The organism is Streptococcus sp. K0074 (assembly GCF_048843365.1).
Taxonomy (GTDB): Bacteria; Bacillota; Bacilli; order Lactobacillales; family Streptococcaceae; genus Streptococcus; species Streptococcus mitis_BM.
In genome coordinates this window covers 976,206-996,712 of record NZ_CP184836.1, presented here as the reverse complement: position 1 = coordinate 996,712, position 20,507 = coordinate 976,206, and the positions used below count along the sequence as shown (strand labels likewise).

The 20,507-nt window shown below is 37.9% G+C and carries 25 protein-coding genes; 5 read left to right on the top strand and 20 right to left on the bottom strand.

All coding sequences use genetic code 11. The features are described 5' to 3' along the window. Positions 1 to 168: 168 nt before the first annotated feature. Positions 169 to 1,515 (top strand): glutathione-disulfide reductase, encoded by a 1,347-nt coding sequence (gene gor, locus ACN076_RS04830; protein WP_261043028.1) that lies wholly within the window; start codon positions 169 to 171, stop codon positions 1,513 to 1,515. A gap of 165 nt (positions 1,516 to 1,680) precedes the next feature. Here the strand turns inward: gor and ACN076_RS04825 are convergent, their stop codons facing one another. From ACN076_RS04825 to ACN076_RS04810, 4 genes are all read right to left on the bottom strand, one after another. Continuing rightward, the gene (locus ACN076_RS04825) at positions 1,681 to 2,181 is read right to left on the bottom strand and encodes a hypothetical protein (RefSeq protein WP_420790229.1); all 501 of its coding nucleotides are present in this window, start codon (positions 2,179 to 2,181) and stop codon (positions 1,681 to 1,683) included. Continuing rightward, entirely contained in the window at positions 2,178 to 2,801 is a 624-nt protein-coding gene (locus tag ACN076_RS04820; protein WP_420790228.1) for an ATP-binding cassette domain-containing protein, read from the bottom strand. Before ACN076_RS04820 ends, ACN076_RS04825 begins: the two co-directional genes overlap by 4 nt. After that, the gene (locus ACN076_RS04815) at positions 2,798 to 4,780 is read right to left on the bottom strand and encodes an ABC transporter permease (protein WP_420790227.1); all 1,983 of its coding nucleotides are present in this window, start codon (positions 4,778 to 4,780) and stop codon (positions 2,798 to 2,800) included. Before ACN076_RS04815 ends, ACN076_RS04820 begins: the two co-directional genes overlap by 4 nt. A gap of 65 nt (positions 4,781 to 4,845) precedes the next feature. Continuing rightward, positions 4,846 to 5,172, bottom strand: coding sequence for a hypothetical protein (locus ACN076_RS04810; RefSeq protein WP_080978033.1), 327 nt, complete (start codon positions 5,170 to 5,172; stop codon positions 4,846 to 4,848). 433 nt (positions 5,173 to 5,605) lie between these two features. On the opposite strand from ACN076_RS04810, the gene ACN076_RS04805 reads away from it, so the two are divergent. Then, positions 5,606 to 6,142: a biotin transporter BioY gene (locus ACN076_RS04805; RefSeq protein ID WP_261066105.1), complete on the top strand. Its 537-nt coding sequence runs from the start codon at positions 5,606 to 5,608 to the stop codon at positions 6,140 to 6,142. 53 nt (positions 6,143 to 6,195) lie between these two features. Here ACN076_RS04805 and ACN076_RS04800 read toward each other — a convergent pair whose 3' ends face one another. After that, positions 6,196 to 6,411 carry a YdbC family protein gene (locus tag ACN076_RS04800; protein ID WP_000807422.1) on the bottom strand — a complete coding sequence of 72 codons (216 nt, stop codon included), beginning with the start codon at positions 6,409 to 6,411 and terminating at the stop codon, positions 6,196 to 6,198. Positions 6,412 to 6,508: 97 nt separating this feature from the next. Here ACN076_RS04800 and ACN076_RS04795 point away from each other — a divergent pair, with 97 nt between their 5' ends. Next, positions 6,509 to 6,829: a hypothetical protein gene (locus ACN076_RS04795; protein ID WP_261066106.1), complete on the top strand. Its 321-nt coding sequence runs from the start codon at positions 6,509 to 6,511 to the stop codon at positions 6,827 to 6,829. A 30-nt stretch (positions 6,830 to 6,859) separates the two neighbouring features. Here ACN076_RS04795 and ACN076_RS04790 read toward each other — a convergent pair whose 3' ends face one another. From ACN076_RS04790 to rpsP, 8 genes are all read right to left on the bottom strand, one after another. Then, positions 6,860 to 7,198 (bottom strand): ATP cone domain-containing protein, encoded by a 339-nt coding sequence (locus ACN076_RS04790; protein ID WP_001196040.1) that lies wholly within the window; start codon positions 7,196 to 7,198, stop codon positions 6,860 to 6,862. A gap of 11 nt (positions 7,199 to 7,209) precedes the next feature. Beyond that, positions 7,210 to 7,929 carry a tRNA (guanosine(37)-N1)-methyltransferase TrmD gene (gene trmD, locus ACN076_RS04785; protein ID WP_261066107.1) on the bottom strand — a complete coding sequence of 240 codons (720 nt, stop codon included), beginning with the start codon at positions 7,927 to 7,929 and terminating at the stop codon, positions 7,210 to 7,212. Continuing rightward, the gene (gene rimM, locus ACN076_RS04780) at positions 7,919 to 8,437 is read right to left on the bottom strand and encodes a ribosome maturation factor RimM (RefSeq protein ID WP_001105892.1); all 519 of its coding nucleotides are present in this window, start codon (positions 8,435 to 8,437) and stop codon (positions 7,919 to 7,921) included. Before rimM ends, trmD begins: the two co-directional genes overlap by 11 nt. A gap of 75 nt (positions 8,438 to 8,512) precedes the next feature. Then, positions 8,513 to 9,370, bottom strand: coding sequence for an alpha/beta hydrolase (locus ACN076_RS04775; RefSeq protein WP_261219109.1), 858 nt, complete (start codon positions 9,368 to 9,370; stop codon positions 8,513 to 8,515). 149 nt (positions 9,371 to 9,519) lie between these two features. After that, positions 9,520 to 10,422 (bottom strand): DMT family transporter, encoded by a 903-nt coding sequence (locus tag ACN076_RS04770; protein ID WP_261219110.1) that lies wholly within the window; start codon positions 10,420 to 10,422, stop codon positions 9,520 to 9,522. A gap of 348 nt (positions 10,423 to 10,770) precedes the next feature. Then, positions 10,771 to 11,097, bottom strand: a complete 327-nt coding sequence (locus ACN076_RS04765) for a MazG nucleotide pyrophosphohydrolase domain-containing protein (protein ID WP_261219111.1) — start codon at positions 11,095 to 11,097, stop codon at positions 10,771 to 10,773. Positions 11,098 to 11,139: 42 nt separating this feature from the next. After that, entirely contained in the window at positions 11,140 to 11,379 is a 240-nt protein-coding gene (gene kphA, locus ACN076_RS04760; RefSeq protein WP_000379617.1) for an RNA-binding protein KphA, read from the bottom strand. A 19-nt stretch (positions 11,380 to 11,398) separates the two neighbouring features. Beyond that, complete coding sequence (gene rpsP, locus ACN076_RS04755; RefSeq protein WP_000268760.1) at positions 11,399 to 11,671, bottom strand: 30S ribosomal protein S16; 273 nt, start codon at positions 11,669 to 11,671, stop codon at positions 11,399 to 11,401. Positions 11,672 to 12,319: 648 nt separating this feature from the next. Between rpsP and ACN076_RS04750 the strand changes: the two genes are divergently transcribed. Beyond that, positions 12,320 to 12,532, top strand: a complete 213-nt coding sequence (locus ACN076_RS04750) for a hypothetical protein (RefSeq protein WP_261219190.1) — start codon at positions 12,320 to 12,322, stop codon at positions 12,530 to 12,532. 82 nt (positions 12,533 to 12,614) lie between these two features. Further along, positions 12,615 to 13,418, top strand: a complete 804-nt coding sequence (locus ACN076_RS04745) for a peptidylprolyl isomerase (protein WP_420790226.1) — start codon at positions 12,615 to 12,617, stop codon at positions 13,416 to 13,418. Between the two features lie 54 nt (positions 13,419 to 13,472). On the opposite strand, the gene ACN076_RS04740 is transcribed toward ACN076_RS04745, so the two are convergent. From ACN076_RS04740 to ACN076_RS04710, 7 genes are all read right to left on the bottom strand, one after another. Then, a complete protein-coding gene (locus ACN076_RS04740; RefSeq protein ID WP_420790225.1) occupies positions 13,473 to 15,014 on the bottom strand; it encodes an ABC-F family ATP-binding cassette domain-containing protein in 1,542 nt (513 codons plus the stop codon). 1 nt (position 15,015) lies between these two features. After that, on the bottom strand, positions 15,016 to 15,498 hold the full coding sequence (locus ACN076_RS04735) for a VanZ family protein (RefSeq protein WP_125416504.1): 483 nt from the start codon (positions 15,496 to 15,498) through the stop codon (positions 15,016 to 15,018). After that, on the bottom strand, positions 15,498 to 16,583 hold the full coding sequence (gene rlmN, locus ACN076_RS04730; RefSeq protein ID WP_000804760.1) for a 23S rRNA (adenine(2503)-C(2))-methyltransferase RlmN: 1,086 nt from the start codon (positions 16,581 to 16,583) through the stop codon (positions 15,498 to 15,500). Before rlmN ends, ACN076_RS04735 begins: the two co-directional genes overlap by 1 nt. A gap of 20 nt (positions 16,584 to 16,603) precedes the next feature. Continuing rightward, positions 16,604 to 17,134, bottom strand: coding sequence for a YutD family protein (locus ACN076_RS04725; RefSeq protein ID WP_420790224.1), 531 nt, complete (start codon positions 17,132 to 17,134; stop codon positions 16,604 to 16,606). A 156-nt stretch (positions 17,135 to 17,290) separates the two neighbouring features. Next, the gene (sodA, locus tag ACN076_RS04720; protein ID WP_000974733.1) at positions 17,291 to 17,896 is read right to left on the bottom strand and encodes a superoxide dismutase SodA; all 606 of its coding nucleotides are present in this window, start codon (positions 17,894 to 17,896) and stop codon (positions 17,291 to 17,293) included. Positions 17,897 to 18,310: 414 nt separating this feature from the next. After that, on the bottom strand, positions 18,311 to 19,348 hold the full coding sequence (holA, locus tag ACN076_RS04715) for a DNA polymerase III subunit delta (protein ID WP_420790223.1): 1,038 nt from the start codon (positions 19,346 to 19,348) through the stop codon (positions 18,311 to 18,313). Positions 19,349 to 19,380: 32 nt separating this feature from the next. Further along, positions 19,381 to 20,316: a dihydroorotate oxidase gene (locus ACN076_RS04710; protein ID WP_420790222.1), complete on the bottom strand. Its 936-nt coding sequence runs from the start codon at positions 20,314 to 20,316 to the stop codon at positions 19,381 to 19,383. Positions 20,317 to 20,507: the final 191 nt, after the last annotated feature.

The following is a 20,507-nucleotide window of genomic DNA, read 5'->3' as shown; positions in this document are numbered from 1 at the left end:
TACAATCGTTGTACTAGTTATATAATACACTTTATTTTTCTTTTTTGCAAGCCTTTTCTTTAAATTTTTTGAACGTAGCAGATTTTTGCAATCAAATCAAAAAAAAGATAGAATATGACTATCAAAAAATGACACTCTACTATTTAAAAGAGTATAAAGGAGTTTTCAATGAGAGAATATGATATCATTGCTATCGGTGGAGGTAGCGGAGGAATTGCTACCATGAACCGTGCTGGTGAACACGGAGCCAAAGCGGCCGTTATTGAGGAAAAGAAACTAGGCGGAACATGTGTCAATGTCGGTTGTGTTCCTAAAAAAATCATGTGGTACGGGGCGCAAATCTCTGAGACTTTCCATCAATTTGGAGAAGACTACGGTTTTAAAACTACTGATCTTAACTTTGACTTTGCAACCCTACGTCGCAATCGTGAAGCCTACATCGATCGCGCTCGTTCTTCTTATGATGGCAGTTTTAAACGCAACGGAGTAGACTTGATTGAAGGTCATGCTGAATTTGTAGATTCTCATACTGTTAGCGTAAATGGTGAACTCATTCGTGCTAAACATATCGTGATTGCTACTGGTGCCCATCCAAGTATTCCAAATATTCCTGGTGCTGAGCTAGGTGGCTCTTCTGATGATGTATTTGCCTGGGAAGAATTGCCAGAGTCAGTTGCTATTTTAGGCGCGGGTTATATTGCCGTTGAATTGGCTGGCGTGCTCCACACTTTTGGTGTCAAGACAGACCTCTTTGTTCGCCGCGATCGTCCTTTACGTGGTTTTGATTCTTATATCGTTGAAGGTTTGGTCAAGGAAATGGAAAGAACAAACTTGCCACTTCATACTCACAAAGTCCCTTCCAAGTTAGAAAAAACTGCTGAAGGCATTACCATTCATTTCGAAGATGGTACTAGTCACACAGCTAGCCAAGTTATCTGGGCTACTGGTCGCCGTCCAAACGTTAAGAGCTTGCAACTTGAAAAAGCTGGAGTAACTCTGAATGAACGTGGCTTTATCCAAGTGGATGAATACCAAAATACTGTTGTTGAGGGAATCTATGCTCTAGGTGATGTAACAGGCGAAAAAGAACTGACTCCAGTTGCTATCAAGGCTGGACGTACCCTATCTGAACGTCTCTTTAACGGAAAAACAACTGCAAAAATGGACTACTCAACTATTCCAACTGTTGTCTTTTCACACCCTGCTATCGGAACTGTTGGTTTGACAGAAGAGCAAGCTATTAAAGAATACGGTCAAGACCAAATCAAGGTTTATAAATCAAGCTTTACTTCTATGTACTCTGCTTGCACTTGCAACCGTCAAGAAACTCGTTTCAAATTGATAACAGCTGGTTCAGAAGAAAAAGTTGTCGGACTTCATGGAATTGGCTACGGCGTTGATGAAATGATTCAAGGATTTGCCGTTGCTATCAAAATGGGAGCAACCAAAGCAGACTTTGATGCAACTGTGGCGATTCACCCAACTGCATCTGAAGAATTTGTAACTATGCGTTAATCGAAATAAAAGAAGCAGAGCAAAAAACACTTCTAAATATCAAAAATCGAGTATTGCCGTAGTTGGAGATACTCGTTTTCTTATGTTTTATTTTATAGTATGTTGAAATAAGATATGCAAAAATCAATTAACAAACCATAACAAAATATAAGGATTATAACACAATCATTTATTCTTTTCTTTAAAAGATTCATATATTTTTTTATATAACTCTTTCATATCTTTTTTCTGAGAATTCAACTCTTCACTACCGTAGTCAAAATTTGCTACTACAAATCCCTCGTCAGCATTAGAAAAAGTAAAAAATTCTATTCCAATGAGTTTATTATGCTTAGAGTCCTCAATAGTGTCTCCTAAATTATTATTAAATTGCTTCACTTCTTCTTCACGAACTCCGAACCCCGCAGCAGCTCCATTTGCAATGATGTTTGAAAATACTTCTTCAGAAGACTCTGCTTCTTTCACAGTTATGAAGTATATAGCCTCTTCCGTTTCTACTTGTCTCACTTTATTCCATTTTTCTGTATCACTAGAAGAAAGCGTATAGACTGTTAACTCTACCGTTGGCTTATTGATATTTTCTTTTGTAATCATTTGTTTTCCAAAAAAGAAGAAGGCAAGTAACCCAGCTACAAAGATCAAAGCAATATAAATTATCTTTTTCATACATTATACCCTATATCTTTCATGTCAATTATCACATCAACTTCGTTATAGACAGCTGGATCATGCGTCGCTATTATAACATATTTGTCTTCGTCTTTTTCATTTAATAACAAACGAATGATTTCTTTTCCAATCTCACCATCTAAAGCTCCTGTGGGCTCATCTGCTAAAATAATTTTACGTGGTTTCATTAACATTCTGGCAATAGCTACACGTTGAGCCTGCCCACCAGACAATTCGTATATTTTTTGATGTAAATAGTCACTTGACAGTCCTACTTTTTCAAGTACATCAGTTATTATTTTTTTATCTTTAGTGATAAGGCTCAGATTATCATATACTGTTTTGTTATCTATTAAAGAATAATTCTGAAATACATATCCAACAGTATTTTTAAAAAAAGTTCTTTCTTTTATCTTCCAAATATCTTGTTTATCAACTAAAACATTCCCACTGTCAATTTTTTCTAATCTTCCTATAATATTAAGAAGGGTACTTTTACCAGAGCCAGAACCTCCAATCAATGCATAACTTTTTCCAGATTCAAATTTTAAATTTAAGTCTGTAAAGATCTTTTTTGAGCCGAAACTTTTTGAAACGTTCAAAAGGTCAATTGTCATGTTTCATCTCCTTTTAAAATTTTAGTATAGCTTTCAGATAATTTTCTAAAACTCATTATGATTGACAACATCAAAACGAGCAGAGAAGCGAGACCAATATATAGCAACTCTATTTGACCTGTCATAAGAAATGTAAATATGATAACTATTGTAATAGTCATCATAAAATACTTGAGACTTGAAATTGCTATATATGTTTTTGACAGACCCAAAATAATTTTTTTCACATATTCATTCTGTTTTAGAGTAATAAAAAGTTGGACATATTGATAAATAAGTATAAAGACAATACTGTAAATTATCTTCTGCAAGATTTGTGAAAGTAAAATTTGGTGCTCTAAGGATTGAATCTTTAATTTCACAATTTGGTAAACATCTACTGGATTCATTGAGAAATTCAACGGGACAGTCATCTCATTTATTTTTTTTACCGCTTCAGGACTAAAAAGAGATTTATATAGTATGTTACTAGCCAAAGAAAACTTATTATTTTCCATCATTTTGTCCGTATCTAACACAACAACAATGTTATCTTTACTATCTGCTACACTTGCGATTGGTAAAAACTCTTTCATTTTATGATTATCATCAGCATCTTCATTAAAATAAAAAATTTTTTTCCCATCAGGAATTATTTGTACTGCAATTTCTTCTTTTGTATAGTTTGTTCCAATAAATTGTTCTGCTACAACTGTATTTTCAATAGATTTCTGATTTTCTTTCCATTTCTCAGGAATATAGATGGTTGCTATCTTATTATCTAAAAGATGATAGTTTGTTCCATTCACTTTATTTTGTAGGTTAGCACCTCTTTGATTAATATAAATCAACTCTTTATTTATTTCTGGATTCGTTATCCCATCATTTTCTAATTGTTTAGAAAAATTTTCTATAACATGTGAAGTTTTCATGAAATCTGGAACATATGCCGAAGATCGTTCTATATATAAAAAATCTAAGTTTTTTAAGGCAGCAACTATCTGTAGATACTTACCATCTGAATCACTAACTTCTCCATTTTTAGCAGAGTTACTTTCAATTCCAAGGAATTCAATCCTTCTCCAGTCTTTTACTGTGTCCCATGGTACTAAATTCTGTATTTGTATGTTAATACTAGATTGACTACTCTTTGTTTCTTGTAAAAAAATTCCTGAGACAAGGATAATAATCGAAATGATGACAAGCCATACGACAAAAATAAGTTTATTTTTCGCCTTGTTTTTGATAATTTCAATGGGCTTTTCAATCTGAATCGTCAACCAAAATAAAACAAAAGTAATAAGATCAATGATTTGAAATAGTATAAAATTCGTTAAAAGCAGAGAGAAAAATAACTTAGAACTATAGGTGAAGAAACCATTACCCAAAAAAGAACTGTAAGAAATCATCAATAAAGCCATCATAATCAGTTCAAAAATAATAGAAATGACATACTCTCTTCTAAGGTCGTATACAGGCAGGCCCAAAGAACGTCGTATCACTCCTTCTTTGATCTGCCTCGTCCTAACAACAAATAAAACAACTAATAAAGTTAAGTAAATTGAACCCATTAACAGTATTCTTAAAGTTCCTGTGAATTGTAATATTCCTCCTATATACCAAGGATAAGCCATATATACTGTTTGTAGTCCAGTCATCGTAAGTGGTTTCAAACTGTCTATATTTATTTTCCCAAGGGTGTAATACATCCCTATTATTGGTGCTGACTTTAATTGCTCATTGTTTTCATCATCGAAATTTACATACTTCAACTGACCAGAACTCTGAACGATTGGCTTGTAAATGGTAACCTTTTCCGTTTTTGATAAGTCACGAACCATTTCGTATATTTCGTTATTAGAAAGATTACTTTTTCCTTGAATAGAAAAAGCACCATCAATTGGTAAAGGTATGGGGATTTCGGTATCGCTGATAGTGACCAGACCAATTGTAGCAATCAAACAAAAGAAGAATCCAATGATACATAATTTTAATTTCATAAGCAATTACCATATTACAAAAGACCCTATTATATAATTGGGTCTCTTGTTTTCATAAATTATTTTTAAAATCTATAATAATCCCAATATGCATTTAATCGAACATCGGTCCAAGATTTTGTAGCACTTGAATATGCCCATCCATAATCTTTTTTATCCTGAGCTTTAACTGTTCCCCAAAAATTCGTTACTGAAGATTTTGATCCAATATTATCTGGAGAACTAACAAAGTAATTCGAATAACCAGAGTTATCATTTACACCATATTCCCATACATCAATAATGGGACTTGGAGCAGGGTGTACCGTTACTGCGTTAACGACACTAGCTGTAGTAGCAAATCCAAAACTTAAAAAACTTGCAACTAGAAAAACAGATGCTTTCTTATTAATTCTTTTTTCATTTTACTTCTCCTTGAATTTAAATATTTGATGAAGAGTAAATAATAGTCCCTTTTTAATCCCTCCATATTACTTTAATATGAATTGATTATATTTAGGTTTTTAATCACCGTTACGGTATCTAGAGTCGTTAAAATATCTCATAACTACCCCTCCTTTTAAAATTGAACATATCTAGATGTATCCGTTTACATTTGTAATTGTAGTACTTATTTTTTAGTTTGTCAAGTATTTATAGTATATTTTTTGATAAAATGGGATTATCTATAAAGACAATTTTCGAATCTACAAAAAAATTATCCAACTTAACCAGTAAGCAAAATCGGCCGTTACAGTTTTTGTTACCTTTGTTATAAAAATAGGTTGACAATGATTCCTCTACGAGTATAATAGTTACTATACATCAGAAAAGAGGTTAACTATTTTGAAAAAAGCTCACGTTTATGCTGTCCCTGCTATTGGAGCTGCTCTCATTGCTGTTTTGGCACAAATCAGTCTTCCAATTGGACCTGTTCCCTTCACTCTGCAAAACTTTGCAATCGGCTTGATTGCTACTGTCTTTAGACCGAGAGAGGCTATACTTTCTGTTGGACTCTATCTTCTTCTAGGTGCTATCGGTCTTCCTGTCTTTGCAGGAGGTGGAGCTGGTTTTCAGGCTTTAGTTGGCCCCACTGCAGGCTATCTTTGGTTTTATCTCGTTTACTCTGGACTGACTTCCTCTCTAACCAACAGCAAGAGTGGTGTTGTTAAGATTTTTCTTGCAAACCTCTTGGGTGATTCCCTTGTCTTTGTCGGCGGGATTCTCAGCTTACATTTTCTTGCTGGAATGGCATTTGAAAAAGCTCTTGCTGTGGGAGTTCTTCCCTTTATCATTCCAGATCTTGGTAAAATTATTGCTATTAGTTTTATTAGCCGTCCATTATTTCAACGCCTTAAAAATCAAGCTTACTTTGCTAACTAAAAAAGGATATCGAGTTGTCATGACTCAATATCCTTTTCTTTCATTTTGAAAACTTAGTTACCTTTAAAAGCATCCACCATCGTTTGAAATTCTTCATTTGAAAGAGTAATCCCTTTGCCCATTTTAGTATGATCTGGACTCCAAGCACGAATATCAAACTTTGCAGGAGCACCATTAAAGCTCACACGGTTGATTTCCTTGGTCCAACCTTTTTCGTTTTCAGAAAGAGTCAACAAGTGCTCTTCGATTTCAAATGTAAATTCTGCCATTTTCTTCTCCTTTTTTAGCTTTCATTTGATTATTCGTAAAATCTTGTAGATTTTAGGAAAATTTTATATAATATGGTATAAAAGAAGGGAGGCCAATATGAGACATAAATTCCAGCAAGTTATAGATAAAATACATGACTTTTTAAATGGACATGAAGAACCAGACCATACTGAAAGCAACTCCCTTACAGCCACCATTGAAGAGGCTATCCAGAAACAAACTGCTGTTCACCTTATCTTGTCTGAGGCAAGCTTTACAGGTGACATCATCAAATACGATCAACAAGGCCAGCAAATTATAGTTAAAAATTTTGCTAAAAATGTAAGCCGTATTATCCGCATAAGCGATATTCAACGCCTGCGATTTGTCCCTTCAACTGTCCAAACAGCTCAAAAAAATAGATTTAAGAAAGAGTGAGATGTAGTTGCTTCATCCCACTCTTTTTTCTTAGCGAATTTGTTCAAAATGTAAATGAACTGCGATATGATCTCCATAACCACTTCTTTCCAAATCACGTTGTAGACGATAGGAAATGTAGTGTTCTGCAATGGTAATGTAACCTGCTCCCAGTAAACGATGTTCAACCATAGACTGAATCATGCTAATGGTAGCACGTTCCACCTTGGCCTCTTCCAAATCCAAAACCACTTTCTTAGTGACTTGTGCAAGGTTTTGACGCAAATCATCTGTCAATACATAGACAGTCTGAGCTGCCTTTAAGATAGCTTGGTAAATCTTATCTGGATTAAATTCAGCAATTTCACCATCACGTTTGATTACTTGCATAGGTATCTCCTTTATTCTTTGTTTTCTTTGATTTCTGCCAGCATTATTTCTTCTTCTGCTGTCAGTTGATAATGTTCAAGCAAATCTGGTCTGCGCTCGTAGGTTTTCTTCAAACTCTCATACAGGCGCCACTGACGAATCTTCTCATGGTGTCCACTCATCAGTACATCTGGCACAACCATACCTCGATAATCATAGGGACGTGTGTACTGAGGATATTCAAGAAGGCCAGAAGAAAAACTATCATCTTGGTGGCTAGACTCTTTGCCAATCACTTCTGGAATCAGGCGAACCGTAGCATCAATCATGGTCATGGCCGCCAATTCACCACCAGTCAGGACATAGTCCCCCAAAGAAATCTCATCTGTCACCAAGGTCTTAATACGCTCATCATACCCTTCGTAGTGACCACAGATAAAGATTAGCTCTTCCTCTTGAGCCAAATCCTCAGCATAAGCTTGATCAAACTGCTTTCCAGCAGGATCGAGGAGAATGACGCGCGGATTTTTCTTTTCAATAGCATCAAAGGCATCGAAAATGGGTTGAGCTCGGAGCAACATCCCCTGACCGCCTCCGTAGGGCTCATCGTCGACATGGCGGGCCTTTTCAGCATATTCTCGAAAATTATGATACTGGATATCCAAGAGCCCTTTTTCACGTGCCTTTCCAACGATAGAGTGTTCTAGCGGAGAAAACATCTCTGGAAAAAGGGTTAAAATATCAATCTTCATCGTCTAACCCTTCTAAGATTTCCACATCGACGCGGTTATTTGGAATATCAACATTGAGAACCACTGGTGGGATATAAGGCAATAACAAATCACGCTTGCCTTTTCTCTTGACCACCCAGACATCGTTAGCACCTGGTTGCAGGATTTCCTTGATGGTTCCAATCAAGTTGTCTCCCTCATAGACCTCCAAGCCGATAATCTCGTGATAGTAGAATTCACCGTCGTCTAGGTCATTCAAATCTTCCTCAGCGACCTTGAGACTGTAGCCCTTGTACTTTTCAATGGCATTGATATGATACATATCTTTGAATTTAATAATGTCAAAGTTCTTCTGTTTACGGTGGCTAGCAATGGTCACTGTTTGAACAAACTGATCTTTTTCATCAAACAAAGCCAGCTCAGCCCCTTTTTTAAACCGTTCTTCTGCAAAATCCGTCACAGACAAGACTCGCATCTCACCCTGCAAGCCCTGCGTATTGACGATTTTCCCAACATTAAAGTAGTTCATCTTGTCTCCTGTATCTATTTCTATCCTTTATTTTAACACGTTCCAAGGATTTTCTCAAGTTGGATAGCTCCTATCTTACGGGCCTACTACGTCTTCAAAAAATTCACCAATAAGCTGATTAAACTCTTTAGGATGGTCATTCATCGGTTGGTGTTTGCTGTCTGAAATCGTTACTTGACGCGCATTGGGATTTAAAGCAATGATTCCATCGTAAATTATTTTTAGGTGTTTGGGAAAATCATTTTCGCCTCTTACTAATAGCATAGGAGGATTTCCATGATAACCCTCGATCTCATGGACAGCCAAAAAACCTGTAATTCCAAGGTTCAAAAAAACATCTCGCCCAGTTTCTATAATGGCCGTCTTGACTAATTCTCTTGTGATAGGATTATCTGTACACATTTTTGAGTTCTTATCTGCAATCAACTTCCAAGGAATCGTTTTATACATAAGGGAACTATATTTGATTCGACCTCTTTCTTTATCTGATAGGTATCGGTGCTGTCCCCAACTATCTACCATGACCAAGGCTAGAACTCTTTCTGGATGTCGATAGGTGTACTCTTGAAGTGGATTCCCTCCCCAAGAATGGCCAACCAATATCACCTTATCCAACTGGAAATAGGACAAAATAGCATCTACATCTTGAACAGCGCCTTCTAAGTCGGGTAGGCCAACTTTCATAGGTGATTCCCCCTGTCCTCTAACATTGACAAAGTAAAGGTCAAATCCTTCAAAGGCATCATACTGGTGAGCCCACATCTGACTACGTCCACAAGCTCCATGATAAAAAATAATGTGTCCTTTACTTGAGCTTCCAGGGCGATGATAAACAACCAAGTCACAATCTAAGACTGGTATAATGTGATGTACCAAAGTCTCAGGTTTTCTGTTATAAAAAGCAATAGCTTCAGCAATATCATTTTGCTTCATTATTACACTCTCTCCTCTTTATCCTAGTGTCATTCTTTTTATCTATTTTATCATGCTATATTAAAATCATCTTGTTCCAAACTTGATTACATTAAAATTTTTGAATTTTCTGCACAATTTTGATAAAGAAAAAGACTGCTCAGCAATCTTTACTTTCTTCTCATCAGATTCATGCCTAAAATTCCAGTAATAATCAAAGTTGCTCCGATTACATGGTAGCTATAAATTGGTTCGTGGAGGATAAGAGCTCCGGCTAGAATAGTCAAAACTGTTCCAAGATTACCAAAGACACTGACGGTTGATTCTCCAAGTCGAACAATAGCATAGATAGAGAGACTGCCAGTAACGATAGAGGCAAAAATTCCCAAATAGAGGATGGAAAGCAGATAAGGAAGCTGTCCGAGCGGTGCAACGTAGGCTAATATGTTGCCATCTAGATAGTGCGAGGTCAGACTCAGCGTATTAAAGGTGACGAAGCCAACAAATATCACAACAGCTGTCATATCCATAGCCCGATAGCGTCCTCCTTTAGACTTGCTGAGAATATTGTTTATTGCATTGGCGAAAACAGATCCCAACATCAAGAGAAAGCCCAAGCTAGCAGTTTCCTTGCTAAAGTTTGCTCCTTTGCTGAGGAAGATGAAAACTACTCCTGCTACGGATAAAAATAAAAAGAACTTTTGAAGCAAGCTTGTCTTTTCCTTGAGAAAGGCCGATGCTAAAAGGAGAGTAAAAATCGGGACAAGAGCCTGTAAAATTCCAGCTTCAGAAGACGATATATACTGTAAAGCAAAGGATTGGAAAATAAAGAAGAGGAGTGGATAGAAAAGACTCATCGGCAGAATAGAAAGAATAGCTTTTCTACTTAAACTCACATTGATAAGTTTTGTTTGATGAAGGATGACCAATACTAAAGCTGCAATTGTATAGCGATGCGCTAAGTTTGTGAGAGGACTGGCATAGCCTAAAGCAATCTTAGTAAATAAAAAAGAAAAACCAATGATGGCTGAAAAGGATAAGGCAGCTAGGTATGCTTTTGTTTTCTCGTTCATAGATTGTTACTCCCTTTAAAAGTAGCTATTCTCAAGATTGATTGACTAGAATTCTTTGAGACTATTTTTCCATTGTAGCATAGTAGAATCCTAGATGCTATTTCTAGGATTAGTATTTTATACCTTCTATCACTCTTTCAAGCTGATAAATGCTTTCTCGTTGCCTATAAAGGAGGCAGCTATTCTGACCTGCTTTTCTCGTTCTTGTCTCACAAGTTCTAGCTTGTCTACTTCTTGGAGATTACTCACTTTGATAATGTAAACTGCCAGTTTCATTGTTTTCTATTTACTAGCTAGACCAATATAGGTGAAATCTTATTTATAAGAAAAAAATCATTTCTTATTCTCTTAGAAATTCTCTAAAAATCCTTCCAAATCTCGTTCATGCTGATATTTGATAGCTGCCTTTTTGTCTTTTTCAAAAATGGTCTTGGTTAGATCTATGTCGTTGATGGTCGCAATTGCGACAGTGTAGTGAATGATATCAGCCAGTTCTTTTGCTAGTTCCTCGTTCGAATCTTGAACTCCTTCTTTTCGACCAGAGCGTCCATTTAAAACCTCAGCAACTTCTCCAACTTCTTCTACTAGCTTAATAAAAAGCCCTTCTTCTGTTCTAGATTGTCGGTAATGGTCAAGTAAATATTCATCTAGTTGTCTAACTGTTAAATCTCTCATTCTTTCTCCTTGCAAAAAAGCGAGACATTCGTCCCGCCCTTCTTATTTTTCGTCAATAACGATTCTTACTTTTTTGTCTTCAGTTGGGACAGAGTAGACAATCGTTCTTATCGCAGAAATAGTGCGACCCTTACGACCGATTACACGACCCACATCACTTTGATCAAGATCCAAATGATATTCCAAAAATTCTGGTGTATCTTCAATCTTGATAGTTAAGGCATCTGGTTGTGAAATCAAGGGTTTCACAATCGCAATAATGAGATTTTCAATCGTATCCATCTGTCAACCTACTTTAAACTTATTTTGAGAATTTAGAATCGTGGAATTTCTTCAATACACCTTCTTTTGAAAGGATGTTGCGAACTGTATCTGAAGGTTGAGCTCCATCAGCCAACCATGCAAGAACGCGGTCTTCTTTCAAAGTTACTTGGTTTTCAGCAACAAGTGGGTTGTAAGTTCCAACTGTTTCGATGAAACGTCCGTCACGTGGTGAACGTGAATCTGCTACGTTGATACGGTAGAAAGGTTTTTTCTTAGAACCCATACGAGTCAAACGGATTTTAACTGCCATTTTTAAAGTCTCTTTTCTTATTTTTTATTTCGGTGAAATAGCTGAGCTATTTAGCACATGTTCTATTATAGCAGATTTCTGACAGGTGTCAAGAAAAAAACTTGACAGACTATAAAATTTTTAAAGCTTTTAGAAAGTTGTTAGAATAGAAAATAAATGTTTGAAGGAGGCTATCAGTGAATACTATTTTAGAAGCATTTTATAAAAACCGTCAAGTCAAACCCTTCATGACCATTTTTCAGAAGAAGAATTAGCAATCGTGGCTACAAATTAACTCCAAAAGGGGAGCAGATACTGGAACAATAAAAAGGAATTATCGACCGTCATCCATAGAAGAATCTTTAATCAATAATGGTAGGGCGAATTTTTTGAAAACAGTTTAAAGAAGCTCTTTTATTTACAACACTTATGTGTTCCATGATGGTACTCGGGATGTCCATGTGGAATCTTTTTATTGTTGGTCAACTTTCACTACATCATTTAGCCCTTGGTTACATCCCTGGTTTTGTCACAGCCTTTTTATTGGATGTCATCCTTGTGGGACCAGTCGTTAAATCAATTGTCTTTCGTATCCTCAAAAACCATCATAAACGCTGGCAGAAAATCATTACAATTTCTGGAGGAATGGCAGTTCTCATGGTCACTTTCATGTCCTTCTATGGACTTTTCTACAGTGGCATTACTATCACACCCAAGACCTATCTAAGTTCTTGGACCGTAAACTTTATTGCAGCTCTTCCTCTAAACTTCCTAATTGTCGGACCAATTGCCCGTTTTATGCTAAGTTCTTTTCAGAAACCATTTACTGGGGAAGAAGTTGAAGATTTTCAAGATGATGATGAAATCCCAACTATTATTTAAGCCATTTCTGTAAACTACTAACATTTGAAATCCACTTCCTTTTAGGGTACAATGGTAGAAATGAATTTTTGAGAGGAATAGAATGAAAAAACTAGCAACCCTTCTTTTACTATCCACTGTAGCCCTAGCTGGTTGTAGCAGCATCCAACGCAGTCTACGTGGTGATGACTATGTAGATTCTAGCTTGGCCGCTGAGGAAAGCTCCAAAGCATCAGCCCAATCTGCCAAAGAGTTAAACGATGCTTTGACAAACGAAAACGCCAATTTCCCACAACTATCTAAAGAAGTTGCTGAAGATGAAGCCGAAGTGATTCTCCACACAAGCCAAGGTGATATTCGCATTAAACTCTTCCCTAAACTCGCTCCTCTAGCGGTTGAAAACTTCCTCACTCATGCCAAAGAAGGCTACTATAACGGCATTACCTTCCACCGTGTCATCGATGGCTTTATGGTCCAAACTGGAGATCCAAAAGGGGACGGTACAGGTGGTCAGTCTATCTGGCATGACAAGGATAAGACTAAAGACAAGGGAACTGGTTTCAAGAACGAGATTACTCCTTATCTCTATAACATCCGTGGTGCTCTTTCTATGGCTAATACTGGTCAACCAAACACCAATGGCAGTCAGTTCTTCATCAACCAAAACTCTACAGATACCTCTGCTAAACTCCCTACAAGCAAGTATCCAAAGAAAATCATCGAAGCCTACAAAGAAGGGGGAAATCCTAGTCTAGATGGCAAACACCCAGTCTTTGGTCAAGTGATTGATGGTATGGACGTTGTAGATAAAATTGCTAAAGCCGAAAAAGATGAAAAAGACAAGCCAACTACTGCTATTACAATCGATAGCATCGAAGTGGTGAAAGACTACGATTTTAAATCTTAAAAACCAAAAAATACAGTATCCACATTCGGTACTGTATTTCTTTTATCCTCATTTTTAAGTTAGATTATTAAAATCCCAGATTTGGTCCATCCAGCCTTCATAGAAGTCTGGTTCGTGGCAGACCATAAGAATAGATCCCTTGTATTCTTTAAGAGCACGTTTGAGTTCATCCTTGGCATCCACATCCAAATGGTTGGTCGGCTCGTCCAGCACTAAAACGTTGTTTTCACGATTCATCAAGAGACAGAAACGAACCTTGGCTTGTTCCCCACCTGACAAGACCTGAATCTGACTTTCGATATGCTTGGTTGTCAAACCACAACGGGCAAGGGCTGCACGAACTTCTGCTTGGTTGAGAGCTGGGAAGGCATTCCAAACAGCTTCAAGAGGAGTTTGGCGATTACCGCCTTCTACTTCTTGTTCAAAGTAGCCAAGTTCTAGGTAGTCTCCACGTTCAACCTCTCCAGCAATTGGCGGGATAATGCCCAAGAGAGACTTCAAGAGAGTTGTTTTACCGATACCATTTGCTCCGATAATAGCAACCTTTTGATTGCGTTCAAAGGTAAGATTTAAAGGCTTGGTCAGAGGTCGATCATAACCAATCTGCAAATCCTTGGCTTGGAAGATAAAGCGCCCTGGCGTACGAGCCGGTTTGAAATCAAATGATGGCTTTGGTTTCTCACTTTGCAGTTCGATAATATCCATCTTATCCAATTTCTTCTGACGAGACATGGCCATGTTTCGTGTTGCAAGACGCGCTTTGTTTCGAGCAACAAAGTCCTTAAGGTCTGCAATTTCTTTCTGCTGACGTTCGTAGGCTGCCTCTAGCTGAGATTTCTTCATAGCATAGACTTCTTGGAACTGGTAGTAGTCACCAGAATAACGCGTCAGCTGTTGATTTTCCACATGATAGACAATATTGATAACATCATTTAGGAATGGAATATCGTGTGAAATAAGGACAAAGGCATTCTCATAGTTTTGGAGATAGCGCTTGAGCCAGTCAATATGCTCAGCATCCAAGTAGTTGGTCGGCTCGTCCAACAGCAAGATATCAGGCTTTTCAAGGAGAAGTTTTGCCAAAAGCACCTTGGTTCTTTGCCCACCTGACAAAGAGGTTACATCCGTATCCATGCCAAAGTCCATAACACCAAGGGCACGCGCTACTTCGTCAATCTTAGCATCCAAGGTATAGAAATCACGACTCTCTAAACGGTCTTGGAGTTCTCCCACTTCTTCCATGAGAGCATCAACATCCGCACCGTCTTCAGCCATTTCCATATAAAGGTCATTGATACGGGCTTCAGCTTTGAATAGCTCATCAAAGGCTGTACGGAGAACATCACGAACAGATTGGCCTTCAGCAAGAACAGAGTGCTGGTCCAAATAACCAGCAGTCACATATTTTGACCACTCAACCTTTCCTTCGTCTGGCAACATCTTACCAGTCACAATACTCATAAAGGTCGATTTTCCTTCACCATTGGCACCGACCAGACCAATATGTTCTCCCTTGAGGAGACGGAAGGACACATCTTCAAAAATTGCACGGTCACCAAAACCGTGACTCAGGTTTTTAACTTCTAAAATACTCATTTTAATTCCTTATCTTGTTTTTATGTAGTTGTTTATAGAGAAGCCAAGCCAAATAGCCACCCAAGGCATTGGTCCACAAATCATCAATCTCAAAGACGCGATTGAAATCAAAGAAAAAGTCCAAGACTAACTGCGTACACTCGATTCCAAGACTCACTAGAAAACTGAAAATAATAACTCTTTTTGTTTTCCTTAAGTTTGGAAAGAGATAAAGGAGTTGGAACACCAAAGGAAAAAGCAAGAAGACATTGAGGATATTTTGTAAAAAAATCCAATATAATTGTCCCATATCACTCACTTCGCCCAGTTTCCAGAAAGAATTGAAAGGAGTCAAAAGAAAAACCAGGCGTCCAAGATGCTGAATACCTGGAGTTTCCACTCCCACGGGAGAATGTTCTTGAGGAGTAAAGCAAAAATAGACAATGCAAATGCTATAGAAAATGACTCCCCAGACCAAAATATGATTATAAGTCTTCTTCATCATTAAGGATTGACTGCTGCGACTGCTTTCTGGCGGTCACGTTTCATTGTATTAGAACGCAATTGTCCACAAGCTGCATCAATATCAGTACCATGCTCTTGACGAACAACACAGTTAACCCCTTTTTTCTTAAGTGTATCATAGAAGGCCAGGACGCGCTCTTTAGGACTACGGCTATATTGATCATGCTCACTAACTGGGTTATAAGGAATCAGGTTCACATAAGACAATTTCTTGATATTCTTGAGCAATTCAGCCAATTCCAAGGCTTGTTCTACACCATCATTGACTTCATTGAGCATGATATATTCAAAAGTCACACGACGATTAGTTGTCTCAATGTAGTACTCAATAGCAGCAAAGAGTTTTTCAATCGGAAAGGCACGATTAATCTTCATGATGCTTGAACGCAGTTCATTATTAGGTGCGTGAAGGGAAACGGCAAGATTGACCTGAACTCCTTCATTAGCAAAATCACGAATTTTATGGGCCAAACCTGAGGTGGAAACCGTAATGTGACGAGCACCGATGGCCATTCCTTTATCATCATTGATAGTACGAACGAAATTCAAGACATTGTTGTAGTTATCAAAGGGCTCACCGATTCCCATGACAACGATATGACTGACGCGTTCATCCTGACCACGCTCATCAAAGTATTTCTGAACCAGCATGATTTGCGCTACGATTTCACCGTTATTGAGGTCACGTTGTTTCTTAATCAAACCAGAGGCACAGAAGGTACAACCGATATTACATCCGACCTGAGTGGTCACACAGACTGACAGCCCGTAGTGTTGACGCATCAGTACTGTCTCAATCAACATACCATCTGGCAACTCAAAAAGATACTTAACAGTACCGTCGGCTGACTCTTGCACGATGCGTTGTTTCAAGGGATTGACTACAAACTGGTCATTGAGCTTCGCAATCAAATCCTTGGAAAGGTTGGTCATCTCTTCAAATGACTGGACACGTTTACGGTAAAGCCATTCCCAGATTTGATCTGCACGGAATTTCTTTTCTCCCTGCTCCAAAACCCATTCCTGCATGGTTTGACGTGTTAAACTATAAATTGACGGTTTCATTTCTTCTCCTTATTCTCTACTCACTTCTGACGAATGACGAAATGACGTTGCCCCTTGTCCTCTTTCTGAGAATGCTGGTCTTTCTGACGACGTCTATTTTTCTTATCTGTATTCGGTTTTCGTTTTGTTTGAGCCGGTTTCTTTCCTTTTCTAGAAGGTGTTTCTTCTTCCTTCTTACGTATTTTCTTGTCAAATGATGCTCGCTTAGGGGCTTCATTTTCTAAGACAAAATAGGCACAACCATAACTACAATACTCTAAAAGGTAGTCTTGTAAACGACTGATTTTTTCAAGTTTTTCTTCTGTTCGGTCATCCTTGTAAAAACCTCGTAGGCGAAGCTGTTCGTTGCTCCAGTCTCCCACGATATAATCAAACTTGGTTAAGACTTCTGAAAAACGCTGATTAAAAGCCGTCACATCAAAGGCATCCTTGATATTTTCCACCAAGGAAAAAGCTATCCCTTCCGTTTCAACCTTGTCCCCGTGTAAATGAAACTCAGGACCAGGAAACTTGTTATAGTTGTATAATTCAGGTGCAATTTCTTTTCGCATAGATATCCTTTTTTCACGATTACTTAATACTTTATTCTACCATAATTTCTAGCAGTTAGCACGTTTCTCATAAAAATGAAAAAAGTCTGACGATTTTGTCAGACAAAAATAATATAACCTTAAAAAGAGAAGAACAATTCTTCCCTCCAACTATCATTATTTAGCAGCTGCGTACAATTCATCTACTTTGTTCCAGTTGATCACTGAGAAGAAAGCTTTGATGTAGTCAGGACGCACGTTGCGATATTTCACGTAGTAAGCATGTTCCCAAACGTCCAAGCCCAAGATTGGTTTTTTACCTTCTGAGATTGGTGTGTCTTGGTTTGCTGTTGAAGTCACTTCAAGTTTACCTTCTTTGTTGACAACCAACCATGCCCATCCTGAACCAAAACGAGTTGTTGCTGCTGCAGTGAAGGCTGCTTGGAATTCTTCAAATGAACCAAATGTTGCATCGATTGCTGCTGCAAGTTCTGCTGATGGAGCTGTTTTCTCAGGAGTCATCAATTCCCAGAAAAGAGCGTGGTTCAAGTGTCCACCACCATTGTTGATAAGCGCTTGACGGATATCAGCTGGGATAGATTCTACATCAGCAAGCAAGGCTTCAAGATCTTCACCGATTTCAGGGTGTTTTTCAAGAGCTGCATTAGCATTGTTGACATAAGTTTGATGGTGTTTGTCATGGTGCAAGTGCATTGTTTCCGCATCGATGTATGGTTCCAAAGCGTCGTATGCATATGGAAGATCTGGTAAGATAATAGCCATCTGTAATACCTCTTTTTCTTTCTATATGAAAATGATAACGCAAACATTCACTTTTTTCAAGTTTTTTGCTTATAGATGAAGAAATCACTGAAATACTTTCTAATAATACTCTTCGAAAATCTCTTCAAACCGCGTCAACGTCGCCTTGCCGTAGATATGTTACTGACTTCGTCAGTCTTATCTACAACCTCAAAACAGTGTTTTGAGCTGACTTCGTCAGTTTCATCCGCGACCTCAAAAACATGTTTTGAGCTGACTTCGTCAGTCTTATCTACAACCTCAAAGCAGTGCTTTGAGCAACCTGCGACTAGTTTCCTAGTTTTCTCTTTGATTTTCATTGAGTATAAAATAAGCAAATCAGCAAGAAACCCACAACAAGATAATGTTGACGCGGGTTGTAGTTTCAAAAAAATGTCAATTGACCTGACTAGCAATCTGTAAGAGTGCCTTTTCAAAAAGGAAACCTTTTTCATAAAGACCTATCTTAATCTGATAGTCTGTCTCAATCAAATAAGAAATAGCTTGCTTCAAAAAGCTCAAGGAAAGTCCTCTTGAATCTCTCAGCGCAAACTTAATCTGATAGGGATTAGGATTGCGTCCGAGAAAACTTCCTAGACTACTTGCAATCTGAGATTCTGCTTGCCCAGACTCCGCCAAAATCTTCACCTGAGTAAAAGTCCGAAATTGTCCTAGCATAACGGCAATCAACTTGATTTCATCTTCCCCTTGCAAGGTCAAGTCTCTCACCAAATCGCGCGCCTGATCCATCTTTTTAGTCAGAATAAACTGAGTTAAATCAAAAATATTGTCCTTTAAGGTCTTGGGAATAGCATTGACAATATCCTCTTCCTCGATAACAGAGTCTTCCTTATAGGACTGTAAAAAGAGGAGATTTTTCTGGACTTCGCTAAATTGAAAACCCGACTTGACGAGAAGATTTTCAAAAGAATGATTGGCAAACTGCAGACCTTGTTTCTGGCTCCACTTTTGGAAATACTGGCGCAATTCTTGTTCTTTTGCTTCTACTGCATCAAAGACCTTGGCATCCCGCTTAAGTAATTTAACCAACCGTCTTTTACTATCCATTTTTCCTTCTGCAAAGATTAACAACTTGGTTGTTGCTGAAGGATTTTCAAGGTATTCCTCAAATGACTTGAGCTCATCATCTGTCAAAAAGCGCTTTTTAGCAGTCGTGATATCGATAAAATGATCCAATATCACGATTTTCTCATCCGCAAAGAAAGGAAGACTGACCAACTCCAGTTCCACATCCTTGTAAACTACTTCTTTCATATCAAAGTAGGCAAAGTTGAGGTTAGCAGAATCATAGCCAATCTGTTTCAATACTTGACTCTTCATAACTTCAAACTGGCCCTGGTCTGTCCCTGTAAAAAGGCTCAGGCTCGATAAATTTGATAAAGTCAACTTCTGACTTTCTTCAATGGCTAGCATCTTCTCTCCTTTCTTCTGATTTTTTAATGAATTTAATCAATATAGCGCAATTTCCCACGGAAATCTTCTAGGCTTTCGTACCCTTTTTCCGCCATGATTGCTTTCAGTTCATTGGTAATACGATCAAAAGCACCAACTCCTTCTTTGTGAAGGGTGGTTCCCACCTGTACCATACTGGCACCACAGAGGATGTGTTCAAAGGCATCACGACCAGTCAGAACTCCTCCTGTTCCAATGATTTGGATTTGAGGGTTTAAGCGTTGATAAAAGGCGTGAACATTGGCTAGAGCAGTTGGTTTGATATACTCTCCACCAATGCCACCAAAACCATTTTTAGGACGAATCACGACCGACTCGTCTTCTATATATAGGCCGTTTCCGATAGAATTAACACAGTTAACAAACTTAAGAGGATATTTGTTGAAAATAGCTGCCGCTTGGTCAAAGTGAACAATGTCAAAATATGGTGGCAATTTAATTCCCAGAGGTTTGGTGAAGTAGGCAAATACCTCTGCTAAAATCCGGTCTGTTGTCTCAAAATCATAGGCAATCTGAGGTTTACCTGGAACATTTGGACAGGAGAGGTTTAGCTCAGTCAGACCACGAAACTCACTCTCTTGGACTTTTTTCAAGATAGTATGGGTTTCATCTGGAGACATGCCGACTAGAGATAAGAAGAAAGTCCGGTTCGACTCTTTTTCCTGCAAGTCCAAAAGATAGTCCAAATAATAGTCTAAGCCATTATTCGGCAAGCCCATAGAGTTGATAGAACCAAGTGGAACATCTTGATAGCGTGGCTCAGGATTTCCCTGACGGAAGTCCAAGGTCGCTGTCTTGGTCACAAAAGTTCCTGCCGCTGAGTTTTTAACCCCTTCCAGCTCCTCTATCGTCATACAAGCCACACCTGCTGCATTCATCAAACAATTGTCAAACTCAAAACCAGCAATTTGCGTTTTCGTTGATACCATGATTCTGATCCTCCAGATTCCTTTTATTGCTAATATTATACCATATTTTCAGATTTTCTCTTTAAGAAAGGCATTTATAAGAAAAACGTTCGTTTTTTATCTATTTTCAAAAAATATGAAAAACTAAATTGAGTGAATTTTTAGAAAATTTTTGTTTTTCTCTTTACAGCTAAAAAAAATTCTGCTATAAT

What these genes read in the sequence shown, in the direction of transcription:
- ACN076_RS04725 (WP_420790224.1), bottom strand. Translation starts at nt 17,134, where the DNA reads ATGCGAAAAGAAATTGCACCTGAATTATACAACTATAACAAGTTTCCT.
- ACN076_RS04820 (WP_420790228.1), bottom strand. Translation starts at nt 2,801, where the DNA reads ATGACAATTGACCTTTTGAACGTTTCAAAAAGTTTCGGCTCAAAAAAG.
- sodA (WP_000974733.1), bottom strand. Translation starts at nt 17,896, where the DNA reads ATGGCTATTATCTTACCAGATCTTCCATATGCATACGACGCTTTGGAA.
- rimM (WP_001105892.1), bottom strand. Translation starts at nt 8,437, where the DNA reads ATGAACTACTTTAATGTTGGGAAAATCGTCAATACGCAGGGCTTGCAG.
- ACN076_RS04815 (WP_420790227.1), bottom strand. Translation starts at nt 4,780, where the DNA reads ATGAAATTAAAATTATGTATCATTGGATTCTTCTTTTGTTTGATTGCT.
- ACN076_RS04740 (WP_420790225.1), bottom strand. Translation starts at nt 15,014, where the DNA reads ATGAGTATTTTAGAAGTTAAAAACCTGAGTCACGGTTTTGGTGACCGT.
- ACN076_RS04790 (WP_001196040.1), bottom strand. Translation starts at nt 7,198, where the DNA reads ATGCAAGTAATCAAACGTGATGGTGAAATTGCTGAATTTAATCCAGAT.
- ACN076_RS04825 (WP_420790229.1), bottom strand. Translation starts at nt 2,181, where the DNA reads ATGAAAAAGATAATTTATATTGCTTTGATCTTTGTAGCTGGGTTACTT.
- kphA (WP_000379617.1), bottom strand. Translation starts at nt 11,379, where the DNA reads ATGGATACGATTGAAAATCTCATTATTGCGATTGTGAAACCCTTGATT.
- holA (WP_420790223.1), bottom strand. Translation starts at nt 19,348, where the DNA reads ATGCTAGCCATTGAAGAAAGTCAGAAGTTGACTTTATCAAATTTATCG.
- ACN076_RS04750 (WP_261219190.1), top strand. Translation starts at nt 12,320, where the DNA reads ATGTCCTTCTATGGACTTTTCTACAGTGGCATTACTATCACACCCAAG.
- rpsP (WP_000268760.1), bottom strand. Translation starts at nt 11,671, where the DNA reads ATGGCAGTTAAAATCCGTTTGACTCGTATGGGTTCTAAGAAAAAACCT.
- ACN076_RS04735 (WP_125416504.1), bottom strand. Translation starts at nt 15,498, where the DNA reads ATGATGAAGAAGACTTATAATCATATTTTGGTCTGGGGAGTCATTTTC.
- ACN076_RS04710 (WP_420790222.1), bottom strand. Translation starts at nt 20,316, where the DNA reads ATGGTATCAACGAAAACGCAAATTGCTGGTTTTGAGTTTGACAATTGT.
- ACN076_RS04800 (WP_000807422.1), bottom strand. Translation starts at nt 6,411, where the DNA reads ATGGCAGAATTTACATTTGAAATCGAAGAGCACTTGTTGACTCTTTCT.
- ACN076_RS04765 (WP_261219111.1), bottom strand. Translation starts at nt 11,097, where the DNA reads ATGAGAGATTTAACAGTTAGACAACTAGATGAATATTTACTTGACCAT.
- rlmN (WP_000804760.1), bottom strand. Translation starts at nt 16,583, where the DNA reads ATGAAACCGTCAATTTATAGTTTAACACGTCAAACCATGCAGGAATGG.
- ACN076_RS04775 (WP_261219109.1), bottom strand. Translation starts at nt 9,370, where the DNA reads ATGAAGCAAAATGATATTGCTGAAGCTATTGCTTTTTATAACAGAAAA.
- gor (WP_261043028.1), top strand. Translation starts at nt 169, where the DNA reads ATGAGAGAATATGATATCATTGCTATCGGTGGAGGTAGCGGAGGAATT.
- ACN076_RS04795 (WP_261066106.1), top strand. Translation starts at nt 6,509, where the DNA reads ATGAGACATAAATTCCAGCAAGTTATAGATAAAATACATGACTTTTTA.
- ACN076_RS04770 (WP_261219110.1), bottom strand. Translation starts at nt 10,422, where the DNA reads ATGAACGAGAAAACAAAAGCATACCTAGCTGCCTTATCCTTTTCAGCC.
- trmD (WP_261066107.1), bottom strand. Translation starts at nt 7,929, where the DNA reads ATGAAGATTGATATTTTAACCCTTTTTCCAGAGATGTTTTCTCCGCTA.
- ACN076_RS04745 (WP_420790226.1), top strand. Translation starts at nt 12,615, where the DNA reads ATGAAAAAACTAGCAACCCTTCTTTTACTATCCACTGTAGCCCTAGCT.